17 protein-coding genes are annotated in these 19,846 nt (G+C 68.2%); 9 read left to right on the top strand and 8 right to left on the bottom strand.

Translation table 11 applies throughout. The features are described 5' to 3' along the window. Positions 1–33: 33 nt before the first annotated feature. Positions 34–1,182 (top strand): glycosyltransferase, encoded by a 1,149-nt coding sequence (locus RN629_RS06800; protein WP_407034518.1) that lies wholly within the window; start codon positions 34–36, stop codon positions 1,180–1,182. Here RN629_RS06800 and RN629_RS06795 read toward each other — a convergent pair. The 5 genes from RN629_RS06795 to pyrE are packed head-to-tail and all read right to left on the bottom strand — an operon-like array spanning position 1,111 to position 4,969. Then, positions 1,111–2,196 carry an AI-2E family transporter gene (locus tag RN629_RS06795; protein ID WP_407034517.1) on the bottom strand — a complete coding sequence of 362 codons (1,086 nt, stop codon included), beginning with the start codon at positions 2,194–2,196 and terminating at the stop codon, positions 1,111–1,113. The genes RN629_RS06800 and RN629_RS06795 overlap by 72 nt on opposite strands. 5 nt (positions 2,197–2,201) lie before the next feature. Further along, on the bottom strand, positions 2,202–3,197 hold the full coding sequence (lepB, locus tag RN629_RS06790; protein ID WP_407034516.1) for a signal peptidase I: 996 nt from the start codon (positions 3,195–3,197) through the stop codon (positions 2,202–2,204). Continuing rightward, positions 3,194–3,604 carry a holo-ACP synthase gene (gene acpS / locus RN629_RS06785; protein ID WP_407034515.1) on the bottom strand — a complete coding sequence of 137 codons (411 nt, stop codon included), beginning with the start codon at positions 3,602–3,604 and terminating at the stop codon, positions 3,194–3,196. The genes lepB and acpS overlap by 4 nt, the downstream gene beginning before the upstream one ends. Positions 3,605–3,659: 55 nt before the next feature. Beyond that, positions 3,660–4,388 (bottom strand): pyridoxine 5'-phosphate synthase, encoded by a 729-nt coding sequence (locus RN629_RS06780; RefSeq protein ID WP_407034514.1) that lies wholly within the window; start codon positions 4,386–4,388, stop codon positions 3,660–3,662. Continuing rightward, the gene (gene pyrE / locus RN629_RS06775) at positions 4,385–4,969 is read right to left on the bottom strand and encodes an orotate phosphoribosyltransferase (protein ID WP_407034513.1); all 585 of its coding nucleotides are present in this window, start codon (positions 4,967–4,969) and stop codon (positions 4,385–4,387) included. Before pyrE ends, RN629_RS06780 begins: the two co-directional genes overlap by 4 nt. Positions 4,970–5,211: 242 nt before the next feature. Between pyrE and coxB the strand changes: the two genes are divergently transcribed. The 5 genes from coxB to RN629_RS06750 all read left to right on the top strand — a co-directional run bounded on the left by coxB (position 5,212) and on the right by RN629_RS06750 (position 12,422). Next, positions 5,212–6,360 (top strand): cytochrome c oxidase subunit II, encoded by a 1,149-nt coding sequence (gene coxB / locus RN629_RS06770; RefSeq protein WP_407034512.1) that lies wholly within the window; start codon positions 5,212–5,214, stop codon positions 6,358–6,360. A 3-nt stretch (positions 6,361–6,363) separates the two neighbouring features. Beyond that, positions 6,364–8,037 (top strand): cytochrome c oxidase subunit I, encoded by a 1,674-nt coding sequence (gene ctaD / locus RN629_RS06765; RefSeq protein ID WP_407034511.1) that lies wholly within the window; start codon positions 6,364–6,366, stop codon positions 8,035–8,037. Positions 8,038–8,242: 205 nt separating this feature from the next. After that, positions 8,243–9,985, top strand: coding sequence for a DUF1800 domain-containing protein (locus RN629_RS06760; RefSeq protein ID WP_407034510.1), 1,743 nt, complete (start codon positions 8,243–8,245; stop codon positions 9,983–9,985). Positions 9,986–9,990: 5 nt separating this feature from the next. Beyond that, on the top strand, positions 9,991–11,373 hold the full coding sequence (locus RN629_RS06755; RefSeq protein WP_407034509.1) for a DUF1501 domain-containing protein: 1,383 nt from the start codon (positions 9,991–9,993) through the stop codon (positions 11,371–11,373). Positions 11,374–11,408: 35 nt separating this feature from the next. Further along, positions 11,409–12,422, top strand: a complete 1,014-nt coding sequence (locus RN629_RS06750) for an alpha/beta fold hydrolase (RefSeq protein WP_407034508.1) — start codon at positions 11,409–11,411, stop codon at positions 12,420–12,422. On the opposite strand, the gene RN629_RS06745 is transcribed toward RN629_RS06750, so the two are convergent. Then, positions 12,362–12,937 (bottom strand): hypothetical protein, encoded by a 576-nt coding sequence (locus tag RN629_RS06745; protein ID WP_407034507.1) that lies wholly within the window; start codon positions 12,935–12,937, stop codon positions 12,362–12,364. The two genes, RN629_RS06750 and RN629_RS06745, sit on opposite strands and share 61 nt — an antisense overlap. Positions 12,938–13,029: 92 nt before the next feature. Next, on the bottom strand, positions 13,030–14,244 hold the full coding sequence (locus tag RN629_RS06740) for a UbiH/UbiF/VisC/COQ6 family ubiquinone biosynthesis hydroxylase (protein ID WP_407034506.1): 1,215 nt from the start codon (positions 14,242–14,244) through the stop codon (positions 13,030–13,032). Positions 14,245–14,370: 126 nt separating this feature from the next. On the opposite strand from RN629_RS06740, the gene RN629_RS06735 reads away from it, so the two are divergent. Continuing rightward, on the top strand, positions 14,371–16,686 hold the full coding sequence (locus RN629_RS06735) for a DNA translocase FtsK (RefSeq protein WP_407034505.1): 2,316 nt from the start codon (positions 14,371–14,373) through the stop codon (positions 16,684–16,686). Positions 16,687–16,814: 128 nt separating this feature from the next. Here RN629_RS06735 and RN629_RS06730 read toward each other — a convergent pair whose 3' ends face one another. Then, positions 16,815–18,584, bottom strand: a complete 1,770-nt coding sequence (locus RN629_RS06730; RefSeq protein WP_407034504.1) for an AcrB/AcrD/AcrF family protein — start codon at positions 18,582–18,584, stop codon at positions 16,815–16,817. Positions 18,585–18,679: 95 nt separating this feature from the next. Here RN629_RS06730 and RN629_RS06725 point away from each other — a divergent pair, with 95 nt between their 5' ends. Both RN629_RS06725 and RN629_RS06720 read left to right on the top strand, forming a co-directional pair. After that, a complete protein-coding gene (locus tag RN629_RS06725) occupies positions 18,680–19,108 on the top strand; it encodes a GtrA family protein (RefSeq protein ID WP_407034503.1) in 429 nt (142 codons plus the stop codon). A gap of 4 nt (positions 19,109–19,112) precedes the next feature. Further along, a complete protein-coding gene (locus tag RN629_RS06720; RefSeq protein ID WP_407034502.1) occupies positions 19,113–19,841 on the top strand; it encodes a class I SAM-dependent methyltransferase in 729 nt (242 codons plus the stop codon). Positions 19,842–19,846: the final 5 nt, after the last annotated feature.

The following is a 19,846-nucleotide window of genomic DNA, read 5'->3' as shown; positions in this document are numbered from 1 at the left end:
TAGAGATCCGCCTGTAGAGCCCTGCCTCCCACCATGCCTGCAGATCATATTCTCACCTATGCCCTGGCCATGCGTGGCGGGGTCGAAGCCGCTTTGGGGCGGATGCTCGGCGGCTGGATCGCACAGGGGCGACGCGTGTCGCTGATCCTGGGCGAGGCCAGCGGCAGCTTCCAGCATTCGGTTCCGCCGGGCGTCGAAACGACGATGCTGGGGCACCAGAACTATGCCGGTCTGGCCGCCGCGCTGCCCGGCCTGGTCGCACAGGCCCGGCCCGACATCATCTTCTGTCCGGGCAATCATTATACGGCGATGGCCGCCTGGACCCGGTTGCGACTGGCCCGGTCGTGCCCGCCGATCGTCGCCAAGATGTCCAATGCCGCCGAGCGCGGGGACCATCACCCGCTCTTCGCCTGGGGGCAGCGGCAATGGCTGGCGCGGCATCCGCAGTTCCTGGACGCGTTGGTGGCGATGACGCCCGCGACCGCCCGCGCGGCGCAGATCGCAACGGGCCTGTCGGTCGCGGTCATCCCCAACCCGCCCTCGGCCCTGCCCGCCGCAACGGTCGATCGGGGCGCGTCGCCCGGTTCCGGGGGGCCCCGCCATATCCTGGGCGTCGGTCGGCTGGAGCCGCAAAAGCGCTGGGACCGGCTGATCACCGCGATGACGCATCTGCCCCCCGACGTGACGCTGACCATCCTGGGAGAGGGCAGCCTGCGGCCCGCGCTGACCGCGCAGATCGACATCCTCGGGCTGGCCGACCGGGTGTCGATGCCCGGCCACGCCGCCGACGCGCCCGCCGCCATGGCCGCCGCGCAGGTGCTGGCGCTGCCGTCCGATTATGAAGGCGTGCCGGGAGTGCTGCGCGAGGCGCTGGCGGTGGGGACGCCCGTCGTCGCCACCGATTCGAGTCCCGCCGTGCGCGAGATCGTCCGCGATGCCAGCCTGGGCAGCGTGGTGGCGCGCGACGATCTGGCCGGACTGGTCGCGGCGCTGCGCCACTGGGTCGACCCGGTCGTGGCGCGCCCGGCACCGGTGCCGCAGCCGGGGCAGGATTCGGCCCGCCGCTATCTGGCCCTGTTCGATTCGGTGGTCGCCACGCGGGCGGCGGGTTCAGCCGAGATCGGATTCGGCCCGCATGCCGTCGCCGTCGCGCGCCGCTTCGCGCTCCGACCGGCGCTGTAGCGCGGACTTCGCCATCGCGGTCATCGGATCGGCCAGCGCCAGCCCCAATATCCCGAACAGCGCGCTCGCCATGATCTGCGTCGACAGGGTCAGCGCGGGCGGCAGGTCGACGGTGCGCTTGGCGACCATCGGCACCACGACATAACCGTCGAAGGTCTGCACGATCAGATAGGTCCCGATCGCCCAGAAGCCCGTGTCCATGCCGGCCGAAAAGCCGACCGAGACCATCAGCGTGCCGGTGATGATCGCGCCGATATTGGGAATGAAGGCCAGGATCCCCGCGATGATGCCGAGCAGCAGCGCCATCGGCACGCCGCCGATCATCAGCGCGATGCCGGTCAGCACCCCCTCCACCGCCATGCCCAGCAGCCGCCCGGCGAGCAGCCGCCGCAGGGTCGACATGACGCACGCCTGGGTAATCGCGAATTCCGCGCGCGCCGCCCGCGGCACCATCCATTGCAGCCCGCGCGCATAACCGTCCGGGTCCATCGCCAGGAACAGGCCGATGATGAGGATCATGAACATCGAGGTGATCGCGCCGATCGCGGTGCCGACCCAGGAGGTCAGCCGTCCGATCGACCCCAGCGACTGGCGCAGCAGGCCGTTGATGTCCGACGTCCGGGGCATCAGCCCCTGTCCGGCCAGCCAGTCCGTGACGCGCACGGCCTGGGTCTCCAGCGTGGCACGCAATTGCGTCACCTGCTGCGTCATCTCCACCCCGGTCAGGTAGAAGGTGCCGAGCAGGAAGATCGTCACCGCCAGCACGACGATCAGCAGGCGCCAGCCGCGCCCGATCGGCAGCACCCGGCCGAGCAGCCGCACCCCGCCGTCGAGCAACGTGGCAAAGACCAGCCCGGCGAAGATCATCAGCAGCGGCTGCACCAGCAGCACGGCGATCGCCATCGCCGCGACCAGGCCCAGCCAGATGGCGGCCCGTGTCAACTCCCGCCGGACGAAGCCGTCCCGCATCTCCATCGGTGCGGGACGGTCCGTCAGCGGGGTCGGATCCGTCATGGCGATCAGTTCACCGTGGTCGGGTGCAGCGAAGTGCCCGCGCGGCCCGCGCGAAGCGAACTCCACCAGGTCAGCGGGTTGAGCGTCGCATCGCCGTCCAGGCTGAACGTCACGAACTCGGCCCGGCCGCCGATATTCTCATAGGGCACCGGCCCGCCCAGCCCCAGCTCGGCCAGCGGGAAACGGCTGTCGGCCGAACGGTCGCGATTGTCACCCATCAGGAAGACATGGTCGGCCGGAATGGTGATCGGCCCGTAATTGTCGCCCGGGCTCCAGCCCAGTTCGACCGTGTCGTAGCGGCGGTGATTGGGCAGCGTCTCGGTCACGATCGGCAGGTGGCAGACCCATTCGCCGCTGGGCAGGCGCACCCGCGCCTGGTCGCCATAGTCCGACGCCTTGCACGGACTGTTCGTGTCGACCGGGATGTCGATATAATGCAGCGGCCCGCGCTCGACCGGCTTGCCGTTCAGGATGACCACGCCGTCGCGCACTTCCAGCCGGTCGCCGGGCAGCCCGATGACCCGCTTGATATAGTCGTTATGCGTCCCCGGCGGGGTGACGATCACCACATCGCCGCGCTTGGGCAGCGAGCCGAACAGGCGACCATGGATGAACGGCAACTGCCAGCTCCAGCTTTCCTCGGGCTGGCGCAGGACGACGGATTTGAAGATCGCGACCGGATTGGGAATGGTCGGCGACACGAACGACCAGCCATAGGCGAATTTCGTCACCACCAGCCGGTCGCCGACGCGCAGGCCCGGCAGCATCGATTCCGACGGGATGTAGAAGGGCTTGGCGATGAAGCTGTGAAAGCCCAGCACGATCAGCAGCAGCCAGAACAGCCCCTTGACCTCAGACCACCAGTCGGTGCCCTTTTTCTGTACGGGCGGAGTCTGCGTTGGCGGAGTCTGGGCCGGCGGAATTTGGTCGGGGGGCGGCGTCGTGCTTCCCGTCCTATCGGCGGGCGCGCCCTGGTTCGTGTCCAACACCGCGTCCTTCATGCGGAAACTTCCGGTAACGCCTCGATCACGACAAAGGCCTGCGCCCAGGGGTGATCGTCGGTCATGGTCAAGTGGATATGGGCGACGTGGCCCGGCGGGGTCATCGCGTCAAGTCGTTCGCGCGCGCCGCCGGTCAAAGCCAGGGTCGGCGCGCCGCCCGGTTTGTTGACGACACCGATGTCGCGCAGGAACACGCCCTGCGCAAAGCCGGTGCCGACCGCCTTGGAAAAGGCTTCCTTGGCGGCGAAACGCTTGGCGTAGGTGCCCGCGCGGGTAAAGGGGCGTCCAGCCGCCTTCGCCCGCTCGATATCGGTGAAGCAGCGCGCCTCGAAGCGCGCCCCATGCCGGTCGAGCGCGGCCTGGATCCGCGCGATATTGCAGAGGTCAGAGCCGAGTCCGATGATCATGGGAGCCTCTCCGGCACCGCCGGGCGACGGCCCCCCTCCCCAAACCGGGGAGGCGTCAACGTGCGACGTCCATCGCGGCGCGCATATTGCGCACCACGGCAGGCAGCCCTTGGAACAGCGCGTCGGCAATCAGGAAATGGCCGATATTCAATTCGCGCACCTGCGGAATGGCGGCGATGGCGGCCACATTGTCATAGGTCAGGCCATGACCCGCATGAACCTCGATACCGTTCTTCGCCGCCAGCGCGGCGGCATCGGCCAGGCGACGCAGCTCGTCGGCGCGCGCCGGCCCCTCGACCTCGGCATAGCGGCCGGTGTGCAGCTCGACCACGGGCACGCCCAGATGCAGTGCCGCCTCGATCTGGCGGGGATCGGGTTCGATGAACAGCGAGACGCGGATGCCCGCCTCGCCCAGTTGCGCGACCATGGGGGCCAGCCATTCGCGCTGCCCGGCGGCGTCGAGCCCGCCCTCGGTCGTTCGCTCCTCGCGCTTTTCGGGCACGATGCAGGCGGCGTGCGGCCGATGCTTGAGCGCGATGCCCAGCATCTCCTCGGTCGCCGCCATCTCCAGGTTGAGCGGGACGGACAGTTCCGCCGACAGCCGCGCGATATCGGCATCGGTGATGTGCCGCCGATCCTCGCGCAGATGCGCGGTGATGCCGTCCGCGCCAGCCTCCGCCGCGATCAGCGCCGCCTTGACCGGATCGGGATAGCCGCTGCCCCGCGCGTTGCGGACGGTCGCGACATGATCGATATTGACGCCCAGGCGCAGGTGACCGGTCATGCCGCCGCGCGGCTCCCCGGCTTGATCGCGGGGATCGCCGCCAGTTCGGGGGGCAGGTCGTCGGGGCTGTAGGTCGGCACGTCGAGCCGGATCAGCGGGAAGAAGGGCACGCCCAGATCGGCGGTGCCGTTGGAGCGATCGACCAGCGAGGCCGCGGCGATCGTCGCGCCCCCCGCCCGGCCGATGGCGGCGATCGCCTCTCGACTCGACAGGCCGGTGGTCACCACGTCTTCCATCATCAGCACCTTCTGCCCCTGGTCCAGGCGGAAGCCGCGGCGCAGCTCGAAGGTTCCCTCGGGCCGTTCGAGGAACATGCCCGGCACGCCCAGCGCGCGCGCCATCTCATGCCCGACGATGACGCCGCCCATGGCGGGCGCGACGACTGCGCTGATCTGCGCCCGGATCTCCGCCGGGATTTTCGCCGCCACCGCCTCGCACAGCCGGGCCGCGCGCGCCGGGTCCATCAGGACGCGCGCGCATTGCAGGTAACGCGGGCTGCGCAGCCCGGAGGACAGGATGAAATGACCTTCGAGCAACGCCTCGGCGGCGCGAAACTCGGCAAGGACGTCTTCATCGGTCATGGGGCAACTCCGGCAAGGGAACAACAGGTGACCGCGCCTCATAGGATCGCCCCTCGCCCCGTGCAATGATGCGCGGTGGCATGGCGTACAGCTTTGGGTTGAGGGGGCGACGTCCCGTGCTATAGTCTGGCCAACAAAAAGACATAAGACCCCGTCGAGCCCAGGATGGGCCGGCGAGGGCGATGGGAGGCGAGAGCGGGATGAGCGAGGTCGAGCGCATGTCCGGACCCCGGAGGATGAGGATGCCGATTCGGATGAAGACGCTGGCGATCGCCGCCGGGCTGGGATGCGCCGCGCTGTCCGTGGCGGCCACGGCCGCCCCGGTCGCCGCACCGAAACCAACGCCGCAGACATCCGCCCAAGCTCCCGCCGCCAAAGCGACCAGCACCGCCCCCACGACCAGCCCGCTGCTCGCGCAGGACGGCGCGCCCGCGACGACGATCGACCCGCATGTCGGCCAGCCGATCGACGGCCGCATCGGGCTGCAGCCGCAGGTGACGAAGAATGGGAAATTCGCCCACTGGATGCACAATGGCGTGCTGCTGCCAGTCATCACCGCGATCTGCATCCTGGTGCTGTTGCTGCTCGCCTGGGTGGTGGTCCGCTTCCGCCGCGCCGCCAATCCGGTGGCGTCGAAGACCAGCCACAACACGCTGGTCGAGGTGCTGTGGACTCTGGGCCCGGTCGTCGTGCTGGTCGCGATCGCGGTGCCCTCGATCGGGCTGCTCCAGGCGCAGTTCAAGCCCGCCCCCGCCGGAGCCGTCACGCTCAAGGCGATCGGCAACCAATGGTATTGGACCTATCAATATCCGGACCATGGCGGGATCGAGATCACCGCCAACATGCTGAAGGAAAAGGATCAGGTTGCGCCGGGCGAACGCGCGCGGACCGATGCCGACGGTCCGCGCCTGCTGGCGGTGGACAATCGCATCGTCCTGCCCGTCGGCGTCCCGATCCGCCTCATCACCACCTCGAACGACGTCATCCATAGCTGGGCGATCCCGGCCTTCTGGATGAAGCTGGACGCGGTGCCCGGCCGGTTGAACGAGACGAGCTTCACCATTGAAAAGCCGGGCCTGTATTTCGGCCAATGCTCCGAATTGTGCGGCGCGCGCCATGCCTTCATGCCGATCGCGGTGCAGGCGGTCAGCCCGGCGCAGTTCGCCGCCTGGGTCGCGGCCAAGGGCGGCAAGATGCCGGGTGCGGCGGCCCCCTCCTCGGCCGTGATCCCGCAGCCCGGGGCCGAGGGCTCGGCCGTCGAAGCCGCACAGGCCAATGCGGCGGAGGCCGTGACCGGCCCCGCCGCCAACGAAGCCGCCCCCACCCCATCCTCCCCTTCCGCGCAGGGCGCCACCGGCAATCCGGCGGGCCCCGGCAACGCTGGACATTAAGCCATGACCGACACCGCACTGCACCCCGGATCGGCTTTCGTCGGTCATGAACCGCACGACCACGCGCATCATGGCGCGGACCACAAGCCCGGCTTTTTCGCGCGCTGGTTCCTGTCGACCAACCACAAGGATATCGGCACGCTCTACCTGATCTTCGCGATCGTCGCGGGGATCATCGGCGGCGCGATCTCCGGCCTGATGCGCGCCGAGCTGCGTGAGCCGGGCATCCAGTATCTGGGCATCTGGGCGGGGATGCTGCACGGTGGCGCGCAGAGCCTCGACCAGTCGCTGCACCTGTGGAACGTGCTCATCACCGCGCACGGGCTCATCATGGTGTTCTTCATGGTGATGCCCGCGATGATCGGCGGGTTCGGCAACTGGTTCGTGCCGATCATGATCGGCGCGCCCGACATGGCCTTCCCGCGCATGAACAACGTGTCCTTCTGGCTGCTGATCCCGGCCTTCACCCTGCTGCTCGCCTCGCCCTTTTTCGGGTCGGGCGCGGGCGTGGGCTGGACCGCCTATGCCCCGCTATCGACCTTCGGCGAGCCGGGGCCGTCGGTCGACATGGCGATCCTCGCGCTCCACCTGGCGGGGGCGTCGTCGATCCTGGGCGCGATCAACTTCATCACCACCATCTTCAACATGCGCGCGCCGGGGATGACGCTGCACAAGATGCCGCTCTTCGTCTGGTCAGTGCTGGTGACGGCATTCCTGCTGCTGCTGTCACTGCCGGTGCTGGCCGCCGCGATCACCATGTTGCTGACCGACCGTAATTTCGGCACGACCTTCTTCGATCCCGCCGGGGGTGGCGACCCGATCCTGTACCAGCATCTCTTCTGGTTCTTCGGCCACCCGGAAGTCTATATCATGATCCTGCCGGGCTTCGGCATCGTCAGCCAGATCATCGCGACGTTCAGCCGCAAGCCCGTCTTCGGCTATCTCGGCATGGCCTATGCCATGGTCGCGATCGGGGTGGTCGGCTTCGTCGTCTGGGCGCACCACATGTTCGCCACCGGGCTGAGCGTGAATACCAAGATGTATTTCACCGCCGCGACGATGATCATCGCGGTGCCGACCGGCATCAAGATCTTCTCATGGATCGCGACCATGTGGGGTGGATCGCTGTCGTTCAAGACGCCGATGGTCTGGGCGATCGGCTTCATCTTCATGTTCACCGTCGGCGGCGTGACCGGCGTGGTGCTGGCGAATGGCGGCATCGACGATTACATGCACGACACCTATTATGTCGTCGCCCACTTCCACTATGTGTTGTCACTGGGCGCGGTGTTCGCGCTGTTCGCGGGTTTCTATTACTGGTTCCCCAAAATGTCGGGGAAGATGTATAACGAGCTTCTCGGCCAGCTGCATTTCTGGGTGTTCTTCGTCGGCGTGAACCTGTTGTTCTTCCCGATGCACTTCCTGGGGTTGCAGGGGATGCCGCGCCGCTATCCCGACTATCCCGACGCCTATGCGATGTGGAACGCGCTGGCGACCCATGGCTATGAGATCATGGCGCTGGGCATGGTGATCTTCTTCGTCAACCTGGTCTGGTCGCTGGTCGCGGGCAAGCCCGCCGGCGACAATCCCTGGGGCGAGGGCGCGACGACGCTGGAATGGACGCTGTCCAGCCCGCCGCCCTATCACCAGTTCGAAACGCTGCCCCGCATCGATTGAGGCACGGAAACCCGATCCGTCGACAAGGGCCCCGGACACCGCTTTCGGGGCCCTTATTGTATGAGGCGGCCGCCGGATCAGGACCGAACAGGCCCAACGGCCTTGGCGGCACGACAAGCCGAGACGCATTTTCATGATTTGTTAGCCATGAAAATCCCATTTTCCCGGCGGTCGCCGACATATGGCCATAGCGGGATTTTTCAGGATGATGGGGCGGGCTGAAGGGGCGGGGCCGGTAATGGCGACCGTCGGGGACGATAGCGGCGGGCGCGCCGTCATGCGGGATGCCGCGCCATCCGCCTTGTCGACGGGAGCGGCGCTGTTGCCTTTCCTCGCGCTGGCGGCCTGTGGCGAGGGCAGCGGGCCAGTGGGCGGCAGCGGCACGGGCGGCTCGGGCAACACCGGCGGTGGCTCCACCCCGGTCGTCGTCGTCACCCCCGCCCCCACCACCACCGAGGCGAGCCGCTTCCTGGCCCAGGCGACGATGGGAGCGACCCGCAGCACGATCGATGCCGTCGTCTCGCGCGGCTATGATGGCTGGCTGGACGATCAGTTCGCGATGGCGCGCGCCACCACCCATTGGGACTGGCTGATCGCCAACGGCTATGACGCCGCGACCAACATCAATTCCGCCGCAGGCCTCGACCCGACCCTGTGGCGGCAGATGATCGTCGAGCCCGACCAGCTCCGCCAGCGGATCGGCATGGCGCTGCTCGACATCCTGGTGGTCGGCGCCGACAGCCTGACCGGCCAGTGGCGCGCGTTCAGCATGGCCGCCTATGTCGACATCCTGCTCGACAATGCCTTTGGCAATTATCGCGACATATTGGGCGCGATCACGACCAATTTCGCCATGAGCAGCTTCCTGACCTTCCTCTACAACCGGAAGGCCAATCCGACGACCGGCGCGGAGCCCGACGAAAATTACGCGCGCGAGTTGATGCAGCTGTTCACACTGGGCCTTTACCAGTTGAACATGGACGGTTCGCAGAAGCTGAGCAACGGGCAGCCTGTCGAGACCTATAACCAGGCCGATGTGTCCGGGCTGGCGCGCGTGTTTACCGGGCTGGCGCCCGCCTCGACAAACACCTCGACCCCGGCGCGCAGCCGCGCGCCGCTGGGGATCATCGCCGGGATGAACGAGACCGGAGCGTCGAGCTTCCTGGGCACCACCGTCACCGGCGGCGGCATGGCGGCGATCAAGGCGGCGCTCGACGCGATCTTCGCCCATCCGAATGTCCCGCCCTTCATCGCCCGGCAACTGATCCAGCGGCTGGTCACCAGCAACCCCTCGCCCGCCTATATCAACCGCGTCGCGACCAAATTCGCCGACAATGGCCAGGGCGTGCGCGGCGACATGAAGGCGGTGATCCGCGCCATCCTGCTCGACAGCGAGGCACGCACCCTGCCGACCACCACCAATGCGGGCAAGCTGCGCGAACCCGTGCTGCGGCTGACCGCCTGGGCGCGCGCATTCGGCGTCACCTCGCCTTCCAATGCCTGGGCCATCGGCGACACCTCCAGCCCCTCGACCCGGCTGGGCCAGAGCAAGGGGCACAGCCCCTCGGTCTTCAACTTCTACCGCCCCGGCTACACGCCGCCGGGCACCAGCCTGGCCAATAGCGGGCTGGTCGCGCCGGAGTTTCAGATCACCAACGAACAGAGCGTCGTCGGCTATGTGAACTTCATGTACGGCCTGATCGCCAACGGCATCGGCGATGTGAAGGCCGATTACAGCGCGATCCTGACCAAGGCGGCGGATTCGCAGGCGCTGGTCGACGAGGTCAACCTGGTCCTCGCCGCCGGTCAGTTGTCGAGCGCGACGCTCGCGGCGATCCGCGGCGCGGTCGACAGCGTGTCGGCCACCGCGACCAACGGCCCGATCAACCGGGTCGGCATCGCGATCCTGCTGACCATGGCCTCTCCCGATTATCTGACCCTGCGGTGATCCCCATGACCCAAGACCAGTCCCGTCGCGCCTTTCTGAAGCGCAGCGCGCTGCTCGGCCTGGCGGGAACCGCCACGCCCTTCGTCTCCAGCCTGGCCGCGATCGGCGAGGCGGCGGCGGCCACCGCCTCCGATTACAAGGCGCTGGTGTGCGTGTTCCTGTATGGCGGCAATGATTACGCCAACACGCTGGTCCCCTATGACGAGACCAGCTTCGCCGCCTATCGCGCCGCGCGCGCCAATATCGGCTATCAGCGCGACGCGCTGGCGGGCAGCGTGCTCAACCCGGCCGTCGCGTTGCCGGGCGGGCGCGCCTATGCGCTGTCGCCGTCGATGCCCGAAATGAACCAGCTGTTCGCGGCGGGCAAGATGGCGGTGGCGCTCAACGTCGGCACGCTGATCGAACCGGCCACCAAGGCGCAGTTCAACAACCGCAGCGTCCGGCTGCCCCCCAAGCTGTTCAGCCATAACGACCAGCAGAGCTTCTTCCAGGCGTCCAGTCCCGAGGGCGCGCACAGCGGCTGGGGCGGGCGGATCGGCGATGTGTTCCAGAGCGGCAACGGCACCGCCGCGCTGACCTGTATCAATGCCAGCGGCAATGCGGTGTATCTGAGCGGGCGGACCGCGATCCAATATGCGGTGGGCACCGGCGGCCCGGTCGCCTTGCTGGGCAACAGCCGGACGGCCTATGGCTCCTCGACCGCGCTCGACACGCTGCGCGGGTTGATGACCACCGAGTCGAGCTTTGCGATGGCGAGCGAGCATGCCCGCATCTCCAAGCGCGCCTTCGACGTGCAGGCGCAGTTGAGCAGCGCGCTGGCGGGCGCTCCGGCGAGCGGCTTCCCGCTCTTTCCGTCCAACAACAACCTGGCCGACCAGTTGCGGATGGTCGCGCGGATGATCGCGATCAGCCAGACGCTGGGGCTGAAGCGGCAGGTCTTCTTCGTGTCGATGGGCGGGTTCGACCTGCACGACCATCTGGTCGCGCAGCATCCCGGCCTGCTGGCCAAGGTGTCGGCGGCGATGAAGGGGTTCTACGACACCACCGTCGCGCTCGGCGTCGCCAACCAGGTGACCAGCTTCACCGCGTCCGATTTCGGCCGCACGCTGCAATCCAATGACGATGGCTCCGACCATGGCTGGGGCGGCATGCACTTCGTCGTCGGCGGCGCGGTGCGTGGCCAGCGTTTCTATGGCAAGGCGCCGGTCGTCGGGACCGGCACCAGCGACGATGTCGGCCAGGGCCGGTTGCTGCCCACCATGTCGGTGGACCAATATGCCGCGACGCTGGCGAGCTGGTTCGGGATCGACTCGAACGGCTTGCGCACGGTGCTGCCCAATATCGGCAATTACGATGCCTCGACCTGGAACCAGGGCTTTCTGGGATAAGTCGCCGCGCCTTGATAGCATCGACCGAATCGCCGATGATCGGGGTTATGACAGTATCGCCGCCATGGCCCGCCGACCTGCCGCTCGCGCCCTGGCTGTCGGTGTGGCACGCCCCCGATGGCTGGGCCCATCGCCGCTATGACCGGGCGCGCGCACCGGGCAGCGCGCGGCGCGGACGGTTGCTGTTCCAGACCGGCCGTGCCGACATGATCGAGAAATATGGCGATGCGATCGATCATTTCCGAGCGAACGGCTGGGACGTCACCGCCTTTGACTGGCGCGGGCAGGGCGGATCGGGGCGGCTGGCGGTCGGCGACACGGGCCATATCGATCGGCTCGACCGGCTGAACGACGATCTGGCGGCCTTCTACACGCAATGGGTGGCGGAGGGCGAAGGCCCGCATGTGGTGCTGGGCCAATCGATGGGCGGCTTCGTCACCCTGTCGACGCTGGCGGCCGGGCGGATCGCGCCCGACGCGGTGATCCTGATCGCGCCGATGCTCGCGCTGCGCTCGCCGGTCGGGCAATGGGCCGGAACCCGTTTCGCACGCTGGCAGGTCGGTCGCGGTGATCCGCTCCGCCCCGCCTGGCGTCGGCTGGAGACACCCGCCGCGTCCGCCGCGCGGCAAAAAAGGCTGACCCATGACCTGACCCGCTTCGCCGACCAGCAGGACTTTCGCCGCCGCTGGCCCGATTTGTGCCTGGGCTCGCCCAGTTGGCATTGGGTGGCCGAGGCGTTTCGCGCCACCGCCGCGCTACGCGACGATCCGGCGCTGTCGCGAATCGCGATCCCCGTGCTGATGCTGGTGGCGCAGGCCGACCGGCTGGTCGATGCGCGCGCCGCGGGCCGCGTGGCGTCGCGATTGCCGCACGGCGAGCTGGTCTGTTTCGGCAAGGGCTGCGCCCACGAAATCCTGCGCGAGGCCGATCCGGTCCGCGCCAACGCCTTTGCCGCGATCGACGCGTTCCTGGCGCGCCGCCTCCAGCCTCACACCAGGCGCGCGACGAGCGCCAGCAGCACGATCAGCAGCGCCGCGACGCTGGCATAGAAGGTCAGCGCGAAGCCGAAGGCCCGCGCCGCCGCGCCGCGCGCATAATTCGCCCAGAACAGCATGCGCCCGACCGAGAACAGGCCCGCCAGCGCAGGGATCATCGCCCCCGACCCCTCGACCACCCAGGCGAGCGCGACATAGGCGGGGATGGCCAGCACCGCCTGTTCCAGCGTGTTGCGCAGCACCGCATTGCCGATCGCGACTCGCGGTGAATCGCCGCCGCCACCCGCCGCCGCATCGATATCGGCGGCCGATTCGAAGCGCAGCATCGCGACATGCCCGATCGCGGCGGCCAGCCACAAGGCGACCACGGTGACCGCCGCCGCGGCGCGGATCATCCGGTCGGTTGGCGACAGGACCGGCGCGAGACTCCAGGCGATCATCAGGGTCGACAGCACGACGACCAGCGCCAGCCCCATGCCGCGCGCCACGCCGAACTGGCGACGGTCACGGACCGGCTCCCGCGTGGGGCGATGCTGGCGGGCGGGCGAATCGGGCGCAGGGATCGTCATTGCCAAGGCTCCAGACAATGCCACGCCGCGCGCGGCGCATCGTCATACCGAAGACAGGCCATGGTGTCGTGCCGCATAAGCCCCTCGAAAGGTTACACCATCACGCCCTGCAACAACCGGGGCAGCTGTCCGGTTTCGCCGCGCGCCTCGGCCATGAAACGATCCTTGAGCGGCGGGATATGGTTGATCGCACGGATCCCCAGCCGCCGGATCGCGCTCGCCGTCTTGCCGGGCACGCCGAAGATCCGGTTGAAGCTGTCGGTCGCGACCGACACCATCAGCGTGTCGAGCCCGCGCCATTGCTGATAGCGTTGCAGCAGCGCGGCATCGCCCAGGTCCATGCCGGTCCGCTTGCCCTCGACCAGCACCTCGACCAGCGCGGCGACATCGCGATAGCCGAGGTTCACGCCCTGCCCCGCAATCGGGTGGATGCCGTGCGCCGAATCGCCGACCAGCACCAGCCGATCGCCCGTCATCGTCGCCGCGCGGTGAAAGCCCAACGGATAGGCCGAACGCGGGCTGGCATGGCCAAGCGTCCCCAGGAACCCGCCCATGCTCTTCTCCGCCTCGGCCAGGAAGGCCCGGTCGGACAGCTTGAGCATCGCATCGCCATCGCGCCCCGGCACCGACCAGACGATCGCCGAGCGGTGCCCGATCTCGTCATCGGGCAACGGCAGCAGCGCGAACGGGCCCGACGGATAGAAGATCTCGAACGCGATATTCTCGTGGCTCTCTTCATGGTGGAAGGCGCTGATGATCGCCTTGTGGTCATAGGACCAGCGCGCCACCTTGATCCCCGCCGCCTCGCGCGTCGGCGATTGCCGCCCCTCCGCCGCGACCAGCAGCGGCGCGCGCACCGTGCTGCCGTCGCTCAACCGCGCGATCACGCCCGCCGGCCCGCGTTCCACCGCCAGCGCGCGGGTCTGCATCCGCAGGTCGACCAGCGTCGCCTCGGTCGCGGCGGCATGGATCGCGCGGCGCAGCAGCTTGTTTTCGAACATCGTGCCCAGCGCGCCGTCATCGGCATCCGGGATGAAATCGAGCGCGCCCGGCTCCAGCCCGTCGCTGACCCGGATATGCCGGATCTCGCACCCCTGCCCGGCCAGCTTCGCGCCGATGCCGATCGCATCGAGCATCCGCCAGCTCGCCGAGGCGACGGCCGAGGCGCGCCCGTCGAAACCGGGGGCCAGCATGACCGCCGGGTCGGCGGGATCGACGATGACCGAGGACAGGCCGTGCGCGGCCAGGCCGACACCGAGAGTCGCGCCGACCAGGCCGCCGCCGAGGATGATGACATCGCTATCCATAACCATGGGTTCCTAAACCGTCGCGCGATCGCAAACAATGCGGTGCGGGCGTCCCGCCTTGACGTGGGAACAACCAGAGGCGATGAATTTTCCCCGGCTTTTCGGACATTTTTGAGGACACGATTCATGGCCAGCCGCGCGCAGCCGGTATTATGGCGCGAGACGGTGAAGGCGGGCGCGGTGCGCAGCGGCGCGCTGTTCGCCGCCGTCGCGCTGTTCGCGGTCACGCTGATCCTGGTGCTGTCGCTGGCCAGCTACCATGCCAGCGACCCCGCGCTCAACACCGCCTCGGGCGCGGTGCCCGCCAACTGGATCGGGCAGCCGGGCGCGTGGATCGCCGATATCGCGCTGACCCTGTTCGGGCCCGCGGTCGCGCTGATCCTGCCGGTGGGGCCGATCATCGCCGGGCGGCTGTGGCGCGATCGCCCGGCCGGGCGCTGGGTGCGGATGCTGCGCCAGTCGATGATCGGCGTGGCGATGATGGCCTGCGCGCTGTCCTTCGTGTCCGATTCGGCGGTGCTGGCGCTGCCCGCGGGCTGGGGCGGGGTGATCGGCCTGTCGGTCGCCAGTTTCGTCCGCTGGCTGCTGGAATTCAGCGGCCAGGCGGCCGTCGTCACCTGGGGCTCGGCGGCGATCGGGCTGGCCTTTGGCGTGGGCGGGGCGCTGGTCTGGGGACGCAGCCTGGAACTCGATCTCGCCGAGCGCGGTCTGGCGCGGCTGCGCCGGCGCCGGGCGACGAGGGGCGACGGGGAGCATGGCGCGCCGTGGGACGACGAGGATGCCGCACTCTACGAGGATGAGGATGACGAAGAACCGCTGACGCTGGCGCGCAAGGCGGTGCCGGTGCGCGAGGATCGTCCCGCCCCCGTCATCGCCGACCGCCAGATTTCACCTGCCCCCGCCCGGCCCAAGGCAGCGGCCGACCGCGACGCGCCCTATCAGCTCCCCGCGCTCGACCTGCTGACCCCGGCCGCGCCGACCCCGGCGGGGACGATCGACAAGGCGGGGCTGGAGCGCAATGCCCGGCTGCTCGAAAATGTCCTCGACGATTTCCGCGTGCAGGGCGCGATCGTCGAGGTTCGCCCCGGCCCGGTCGTCACCATGTACGAGCTGGAGCCCGCGCCCGGCATCAAGGCCAATCGCGTCATCGCACTGGCCGACGACATCGCGCGCAACATGTCCGCCATCTCGGCGCGCGTCGCGGTGATCCCGGGGCGCAACGTGATCGGCATCGAACTGCCCAACGCCAAGCGCGAGATGGTGTCGCTGCACGAACTGGTCGCGTCGCAGAGCTTCGCCGATCAGGCGGCGCAGCTGCCGATCATCCTGGGCAAGAATATCGCGGGCGATCCGGTCGTCGCCGACCTGGCCCCCATGCCGCATCTGCTGGTCGCGGGAACGACCGGGTCGGGCAAGTCGGTCGGCCTCAACGGCATGATCCTGTCGCTGCTCTATCGCCTGACGCCCGAGCAGTGCCGGATGATCATGATCGACCCCAAGATGCTGGAATTGTCGATGTATGACGACATTCCGCATCTGCTCTCCCCGGTGGTCACCGATCCGGCCAAGGCGGTCCGCGCGCTGAAATGGGCGGTCGAGACGATGGAGGACCGCTATCGCCAAATGTCCTCGGTCGGCGTGCGGAGTCTGGCCAGCTTCAACGACAAGGTGCGCGCGGCCAAGGCCAAGGGGCAGCCCTTGGGGCGCAAGGTCCAGACCGGCTATCACCCCGAGACCGGCCAGCCGGTCTATGAGGAGGAAAAGCTCGAATATGAGCCGCTGCCGCAGATCGTGGTGATCGTCGACGAGCTGGCCGACCTGATGATGACGGCGGGCAAGGAAGTCGAATTCCTGATCCAGCGGCTGGCGCAAAAGGCGCGCGCGGCGGGCATCCACCTCATCATGGCGACGCAGCGCCCCTCGGTCGACGTCATCACCGGCGTCATCAAGGCCAACCTGCCGACCCGCATCAGCTTCCACGTCACCTCCAAGATCGACTCGCGCACCATCCTGGGCGAACAGGGGGCCGAACAGCTGCTGGGCCGGGGCGACATGCTCTACATGCCCGGCGGCAAGGGGATCGTGCGCGTCCATGGCCCCTTCGTCTCGGACGACGAGGTCCACCGGGTCGCCGATCACTGGCGGTCGCAGGGGCAGCCCGACTATATCTCCTCGGTCACCGAGGAACCGGCGGAGAGCTTCGCGCTCGACGGTGCGCCGACGGGCGAGGATTCGGCGGAGGACCAGCAATATCGCGCGGCGATCCAGCTGGTGTGCGAGAGCCAGAAGGCGTCCACCTCCTGGCTCCAGCGGCAGTTGCGGATCGGCTATAACTCGGCGGCGCGGCTGATCGAGCGGATGGAGACGGACGGCATCGTCGGTCGTCCCGACCATGTCGGCCGCCGCGAAGTGCTGCGCGATACCGAGGGGCATCCGATTTAAGCGCGCCAATCGCGCACGCCTCGCCGTCGCTCCGCGCGAACGGGCCATCGCCCCGGAAGGCCAGATGTCCCGTCGGCACAGGCTGCGGGAACGCCGAGGGCGGGGGAAGCCCGTCCCTTCGCGCCGCCTCAGTAGATCCGGTACAGCCGCAGCGGCGAGCCCTTGGGCAGCGGCAGCGGGGTGAGCCAGTCCGGCACCCAGCCATGCGCCATCCGGTCGTAAAAGCCGCCCGGCGCCCGCGCGCGGTAATTGGTCGACTCGGCCATGTCGGGGCAGATCATCAGCATCGTCGCGCCGTGGCGCTTCATGATCGCGCGCGCCTGTGCCTCGCTGCCCTGAAATGCATGCTGCACGTCCAGGATCGCATCGCCATTGCGGTGATAGGGCCCAGCGACCGCGTCATGATGCGTCGTCACGATCAGGCGCGGCCCCAGGTCGACAAAGGTGAAGACCGTCGCCTTCGGATAGGCATTGACCCGCGCCAGCACCGAGGTGCGCACGCATTGCCCCGTCGCGCGATTGACACGCGCGGCATAGGCATTGGGCTGCGCGATGGGCAGATACTGGAAGGCGAGCCCGGCGGGAATGCCGGTCACGGCCAGCACCACCGCCACCATGACCGGCACCCGCAGCCAGGGCGAACGCAGCCGGTTGATCCATGGCGCGACGATCCAGATCAACGCGGCGATGCCGGGCACCGCCAGCATCTGCGCCGCCGGGGCCGCGCGCACCTGCCACAACAGCATCGCGCAGGCGAAGACGGTGAACAGCGCCACCGCGGTCCAGCCGATGGTCCGGTGCCGCCACGCCGCGACGATCGCGCCGATCATCCCGATCACCGGCATGATCCCCATCGGCAGCGCGGTGCGCAGCGGATGCTTGTAGATCGGCTTGGCCTCGCGCACATTGTCCAGCCAGTTGCGCTGAAGCTCGGGGCTGACCTGTTCGGGGCGGGTCAGGCATTGCGGGAACAGGCTGGCGAAACCGCCCGCGATCACCGCGCCCGCCACCACCGCGAGGCTCAGCCGCGCGGCGCGCGACGCCGGATTGATCCGCGCGAGCAGGAACAGCAGCGCCCCCGCCACCACTGTCACCGACAGCCAGACCGGGGTCAGCGCGTCGCAGCGCATCGCGTAATTGGCGTTGGAGGCAAAGGCGGCAAAGCCCGCCGCGCTGCCCCCGCCCAGCGTCAGCGCATAGATTGACAGGCGCGGTGCCTCCGCCCGGTCCCAGACCCAGCGCAGCGTCAGGATCGCCCCCGCCATCGCGGCATAGGGCAGCATCTCCAGCCCGATCGCCAGCGACACCGCGCTGGCCAGCCCGACCAGCGCGCCACCGCGTCGCCCGTCGGGATCGCACAGACCCGCCACGGTGACGGCCAGCATCGCCAATTGCCACCCGTGATGGTCGATGCGCATCGGCATGAACATCAACAGCGTGGCATGCGCGCAGAGCAGGATCAGCAGCCCCAGCGGCCAGGCATGGGGCGCAATCAGCCGCCGCAGCGTCGCCGCCAGCGACAGCATCACGATCGACAAAGGCAGGAGCGGGGCCAGCCCGCAGGCCAGCCGCTCGGCCCAGGCAGGCGTGGTGAACAGGCGGAAGAACAGGATCAACCCGGCAATCGGCAGGTCGACGATCCGGCTCCAATGGATGTCAAATCCGGCCGGCGGATTGAGCCGGTACTGGCGCAGATCATACCATCCCTGTCCCGCCATCCAGGCGCGCACCTGCATCAGCCGCATATTGTCGTCGGTGTCGCCCAGCGACCACCAGCGGATCTGTCCCCAGCGATCATGAAGATACCAAGCGGTAATCGCGACCCAGGCGATCAGCACCCAGCGGCGCCAATTGCGATCGATCTCGGCCTGCAGACGTTCCAAAGACGCTTCCCTCATACCCGCCCGCGGCTTAAGGCCCGGACGATAGGACCAGTATCGCGCCGCTCTATCGCGGGCGGCGCAAAGGGCAAGTTTCGGGATAAGACGGCGGCGTGGCGACTCTTCAGCATCAGATCGATCGGTGGCGGAGCAGCGGGATGCTGGGCCAGCTCATCCGCTTCGGCATCGCCGGGGGATTGTCGACGGTCGTCTATTCGGCGGTGTATCTGCCGCTGACCTATTGGGTATTGCCCCATCGATGGGCCGTGCTGGCGGTGCCGCCCGCCTTCCTCGTTGCGGTCGTCGCCGGCTTCTTCCTGCACAGCGGCTGGAGTTTTCGCGGGCACGAGGCGAGCGCCGATGGCGGCAGGCTGCACCTCAAATTCTTCATCGTGCAGAGTTTCGGCTTTGCGCTCAACACGCTCTTCACCTGGGTCGTGACGGGGCTTTTGCATCAACAACCCTGGATCGCGTTGATTCCGGCCGTCACGATCACGCCGATCGCGACCTTCGCGCTCAACCGCCAATGGGTCTTCGGATAAGTTCATGGACCGTATCGTTTACGACCGCATGGCGGCGCATGATTCCACCCATTGGTGGTACCGCGCGCGGCGCGACATCCTGGCCGATTATCTGGATCGGTACGGCAAGCTGCCCGGAGATGCCCGCATCCTGGAGATCGGTTGCGGCACCGGGCACAATATTCCGATGCTGGCCGCGTTCGGCACGGTGGATGCGATCGAGATCGATCCGGCGGCCCGCGCCATCGCGGCGCAGCGGCTAGGTCGTCCCGTCGGCGATGCGCCGCTGCCCGAACTGCCGGGGATCGCGCGCGGAGCCTATGACCTGGTCGCCGTCCTGGACGTGGTCGAGCATATCCAGGACGATGTCGCCGCGCTCGCCGCGATGAAGACGTGCCTGAAGCCCGGCGGCAAGATCCTGATCGCGGTTCCGGCGCATCAATGGATGTGGTCGGCGCATGACGTGGTGAACCACCATCATCGCCGCTATTCCAAGACGACGCTGGTGAACGCGATCAAGAAGGCCGGCCTCGCCCCGCGCAAGCTGACGTATTTCAACTCGCTGCTCTTCCCGCTGGCCGCCGCCGCACGCATCGCCGGGCGGATCAGCGGCCGCGACGACAGCGACGATTCGCCGCCGCCCGCGCCGCTGAACGCCGCGTTCGAGGCGATATTCCGGCTGGAGCGGCACATGGTCGGTCGCGTGCCGATGACGCCCGGCGTGTCGATCGTCACCCTGGCCGAACCCGCCTGACCATC

Source organism: Facivitalis istanbulensis, from assembly GCF_040560405.1.
In the GTDB taxonomy this organism is placed as follows: Bacteria; Pseudomonadota; Alphaproteobacteria; order Sphingomonadales; family Sphingomonadaceae; genus Sphingomonas; species Sphingomonas istanbulensis.
This window is presented reverse-complemented; position numbering and strand designations above follow the sequence as displayed.

Excerpts from the sequence above, each read along its gene's own strand:
- RN629_RS06800 (WP_407034518.1), top strand. The coding sequence starts at position 34 with ATGCCTGCAGATCATATTCTCACCTATGCCCTGGCCATGCGTGGCGGG.
- RN629_RS06795 (WP_407034517.1), bottom strand. The coding sequence starts at position 2,196 with ATGACGGATCCGACCCCGCTGACGGACCGTCCCGCACCGATGGAGATG.
- lepB (WP_407034516.1), bottom strand. The coding sequence starts at position 3,197 with ATGAAGGACGCGGTGTTGGACACGAACCAGGGCGCGCCCGCCGATAGG.
- acpS (WP_407034515.1), bottom strand. The coding sequence starts at position 3,604 with ATGATCATCGGACTCGGCTCTGACCTCTGCAATATCGCGCGGATCCAG.
- RN629_RS06780 (WP_407034514.1), bottom strand. The coding sequence starts at position 4,388 with ATGACCGGTCACCTGCGCCTGGGCGTCAATATCGATCATGTCGCGACC.
- pyrE (WP_407034513.1), bottom strand. The coding sequence starts at position 4,969 with ATGACCGATGAAGACGTCCTTGCCGAGTTTCGCGCCGCCGAGGCGTTG.
- coxB (WP_407034512.1), top strand. The coding sequence starts at position 5,212 with ATGCCGATTCGGATGAAGACGCTGGCGATCGCCGCCGGGCTGGGATGC.
- ctaD (WP_407034511.1), top strand. The coding sequence starts at position 6,364 with ATGACCGACACCGCACTGCACCCCGGATCGGCTTTCGTCGGTCATGAA.
- RN629_RS06760 (WP_407034510.1), top strand. The coding sequence starts at position 8,243 with ATGATGGGGCGGGCTGAAGGGGCGGGGCCGGTAATGGCGACCGTCGGG.
- RN629_RS06755 (WP_407034509.1), top strand. The coding sequence starts at position 9,991 with ATGACCCAAGACCAGTCCCGTCGCGCCTTTCTGAAGCGCAGCGCGCTG.
- RN629_RS06750 (WP_407034508.1), top strand. The coding sequence starts at position 11,409 with ATGATCGGGGTTATGACAGTATCGCCGCCATGGCCCGCCGACCTGCCG.
- RN629_RS06745 (WP_407034507.1), bottom strand. The coding sequence starts at position 12,937 with ATGACGATCCCTGCGCCCGATTCGCCCGCCCGCCAGCATCGCCCCACG.
- RN629_RS06740 (WP_407034506.1), bottom strand. The coding sequence starts at position 14,244 with ATGGATAGCGATGTCATCATCCTCGGCGGCGGCCTGGTCGGCGCGACT.
- RN629_RS06735 (WP_407034505.1), top strand. The coding sequence starts at position 14,371 with ATGGCCAGCCGCGCGCAGCCGGTATTATGGCGCGAGACGGTGAAGGCG.
- RN629_RS06730 (WP_407034504.1), bottom strand. The coding sequence starts at position 18,584 with ATGAGGGAAGCGTCTTTGGAACGTCTGCAGGCCGAGATCGATCGCAAT.
- RN629_RS06720 (WP_407034502.1), top strand. The coding sequence starts at position 19,113 with ATGGACCGTATCGTTTACGACCGCATGGCGGCGCATGATTCCACCCAT.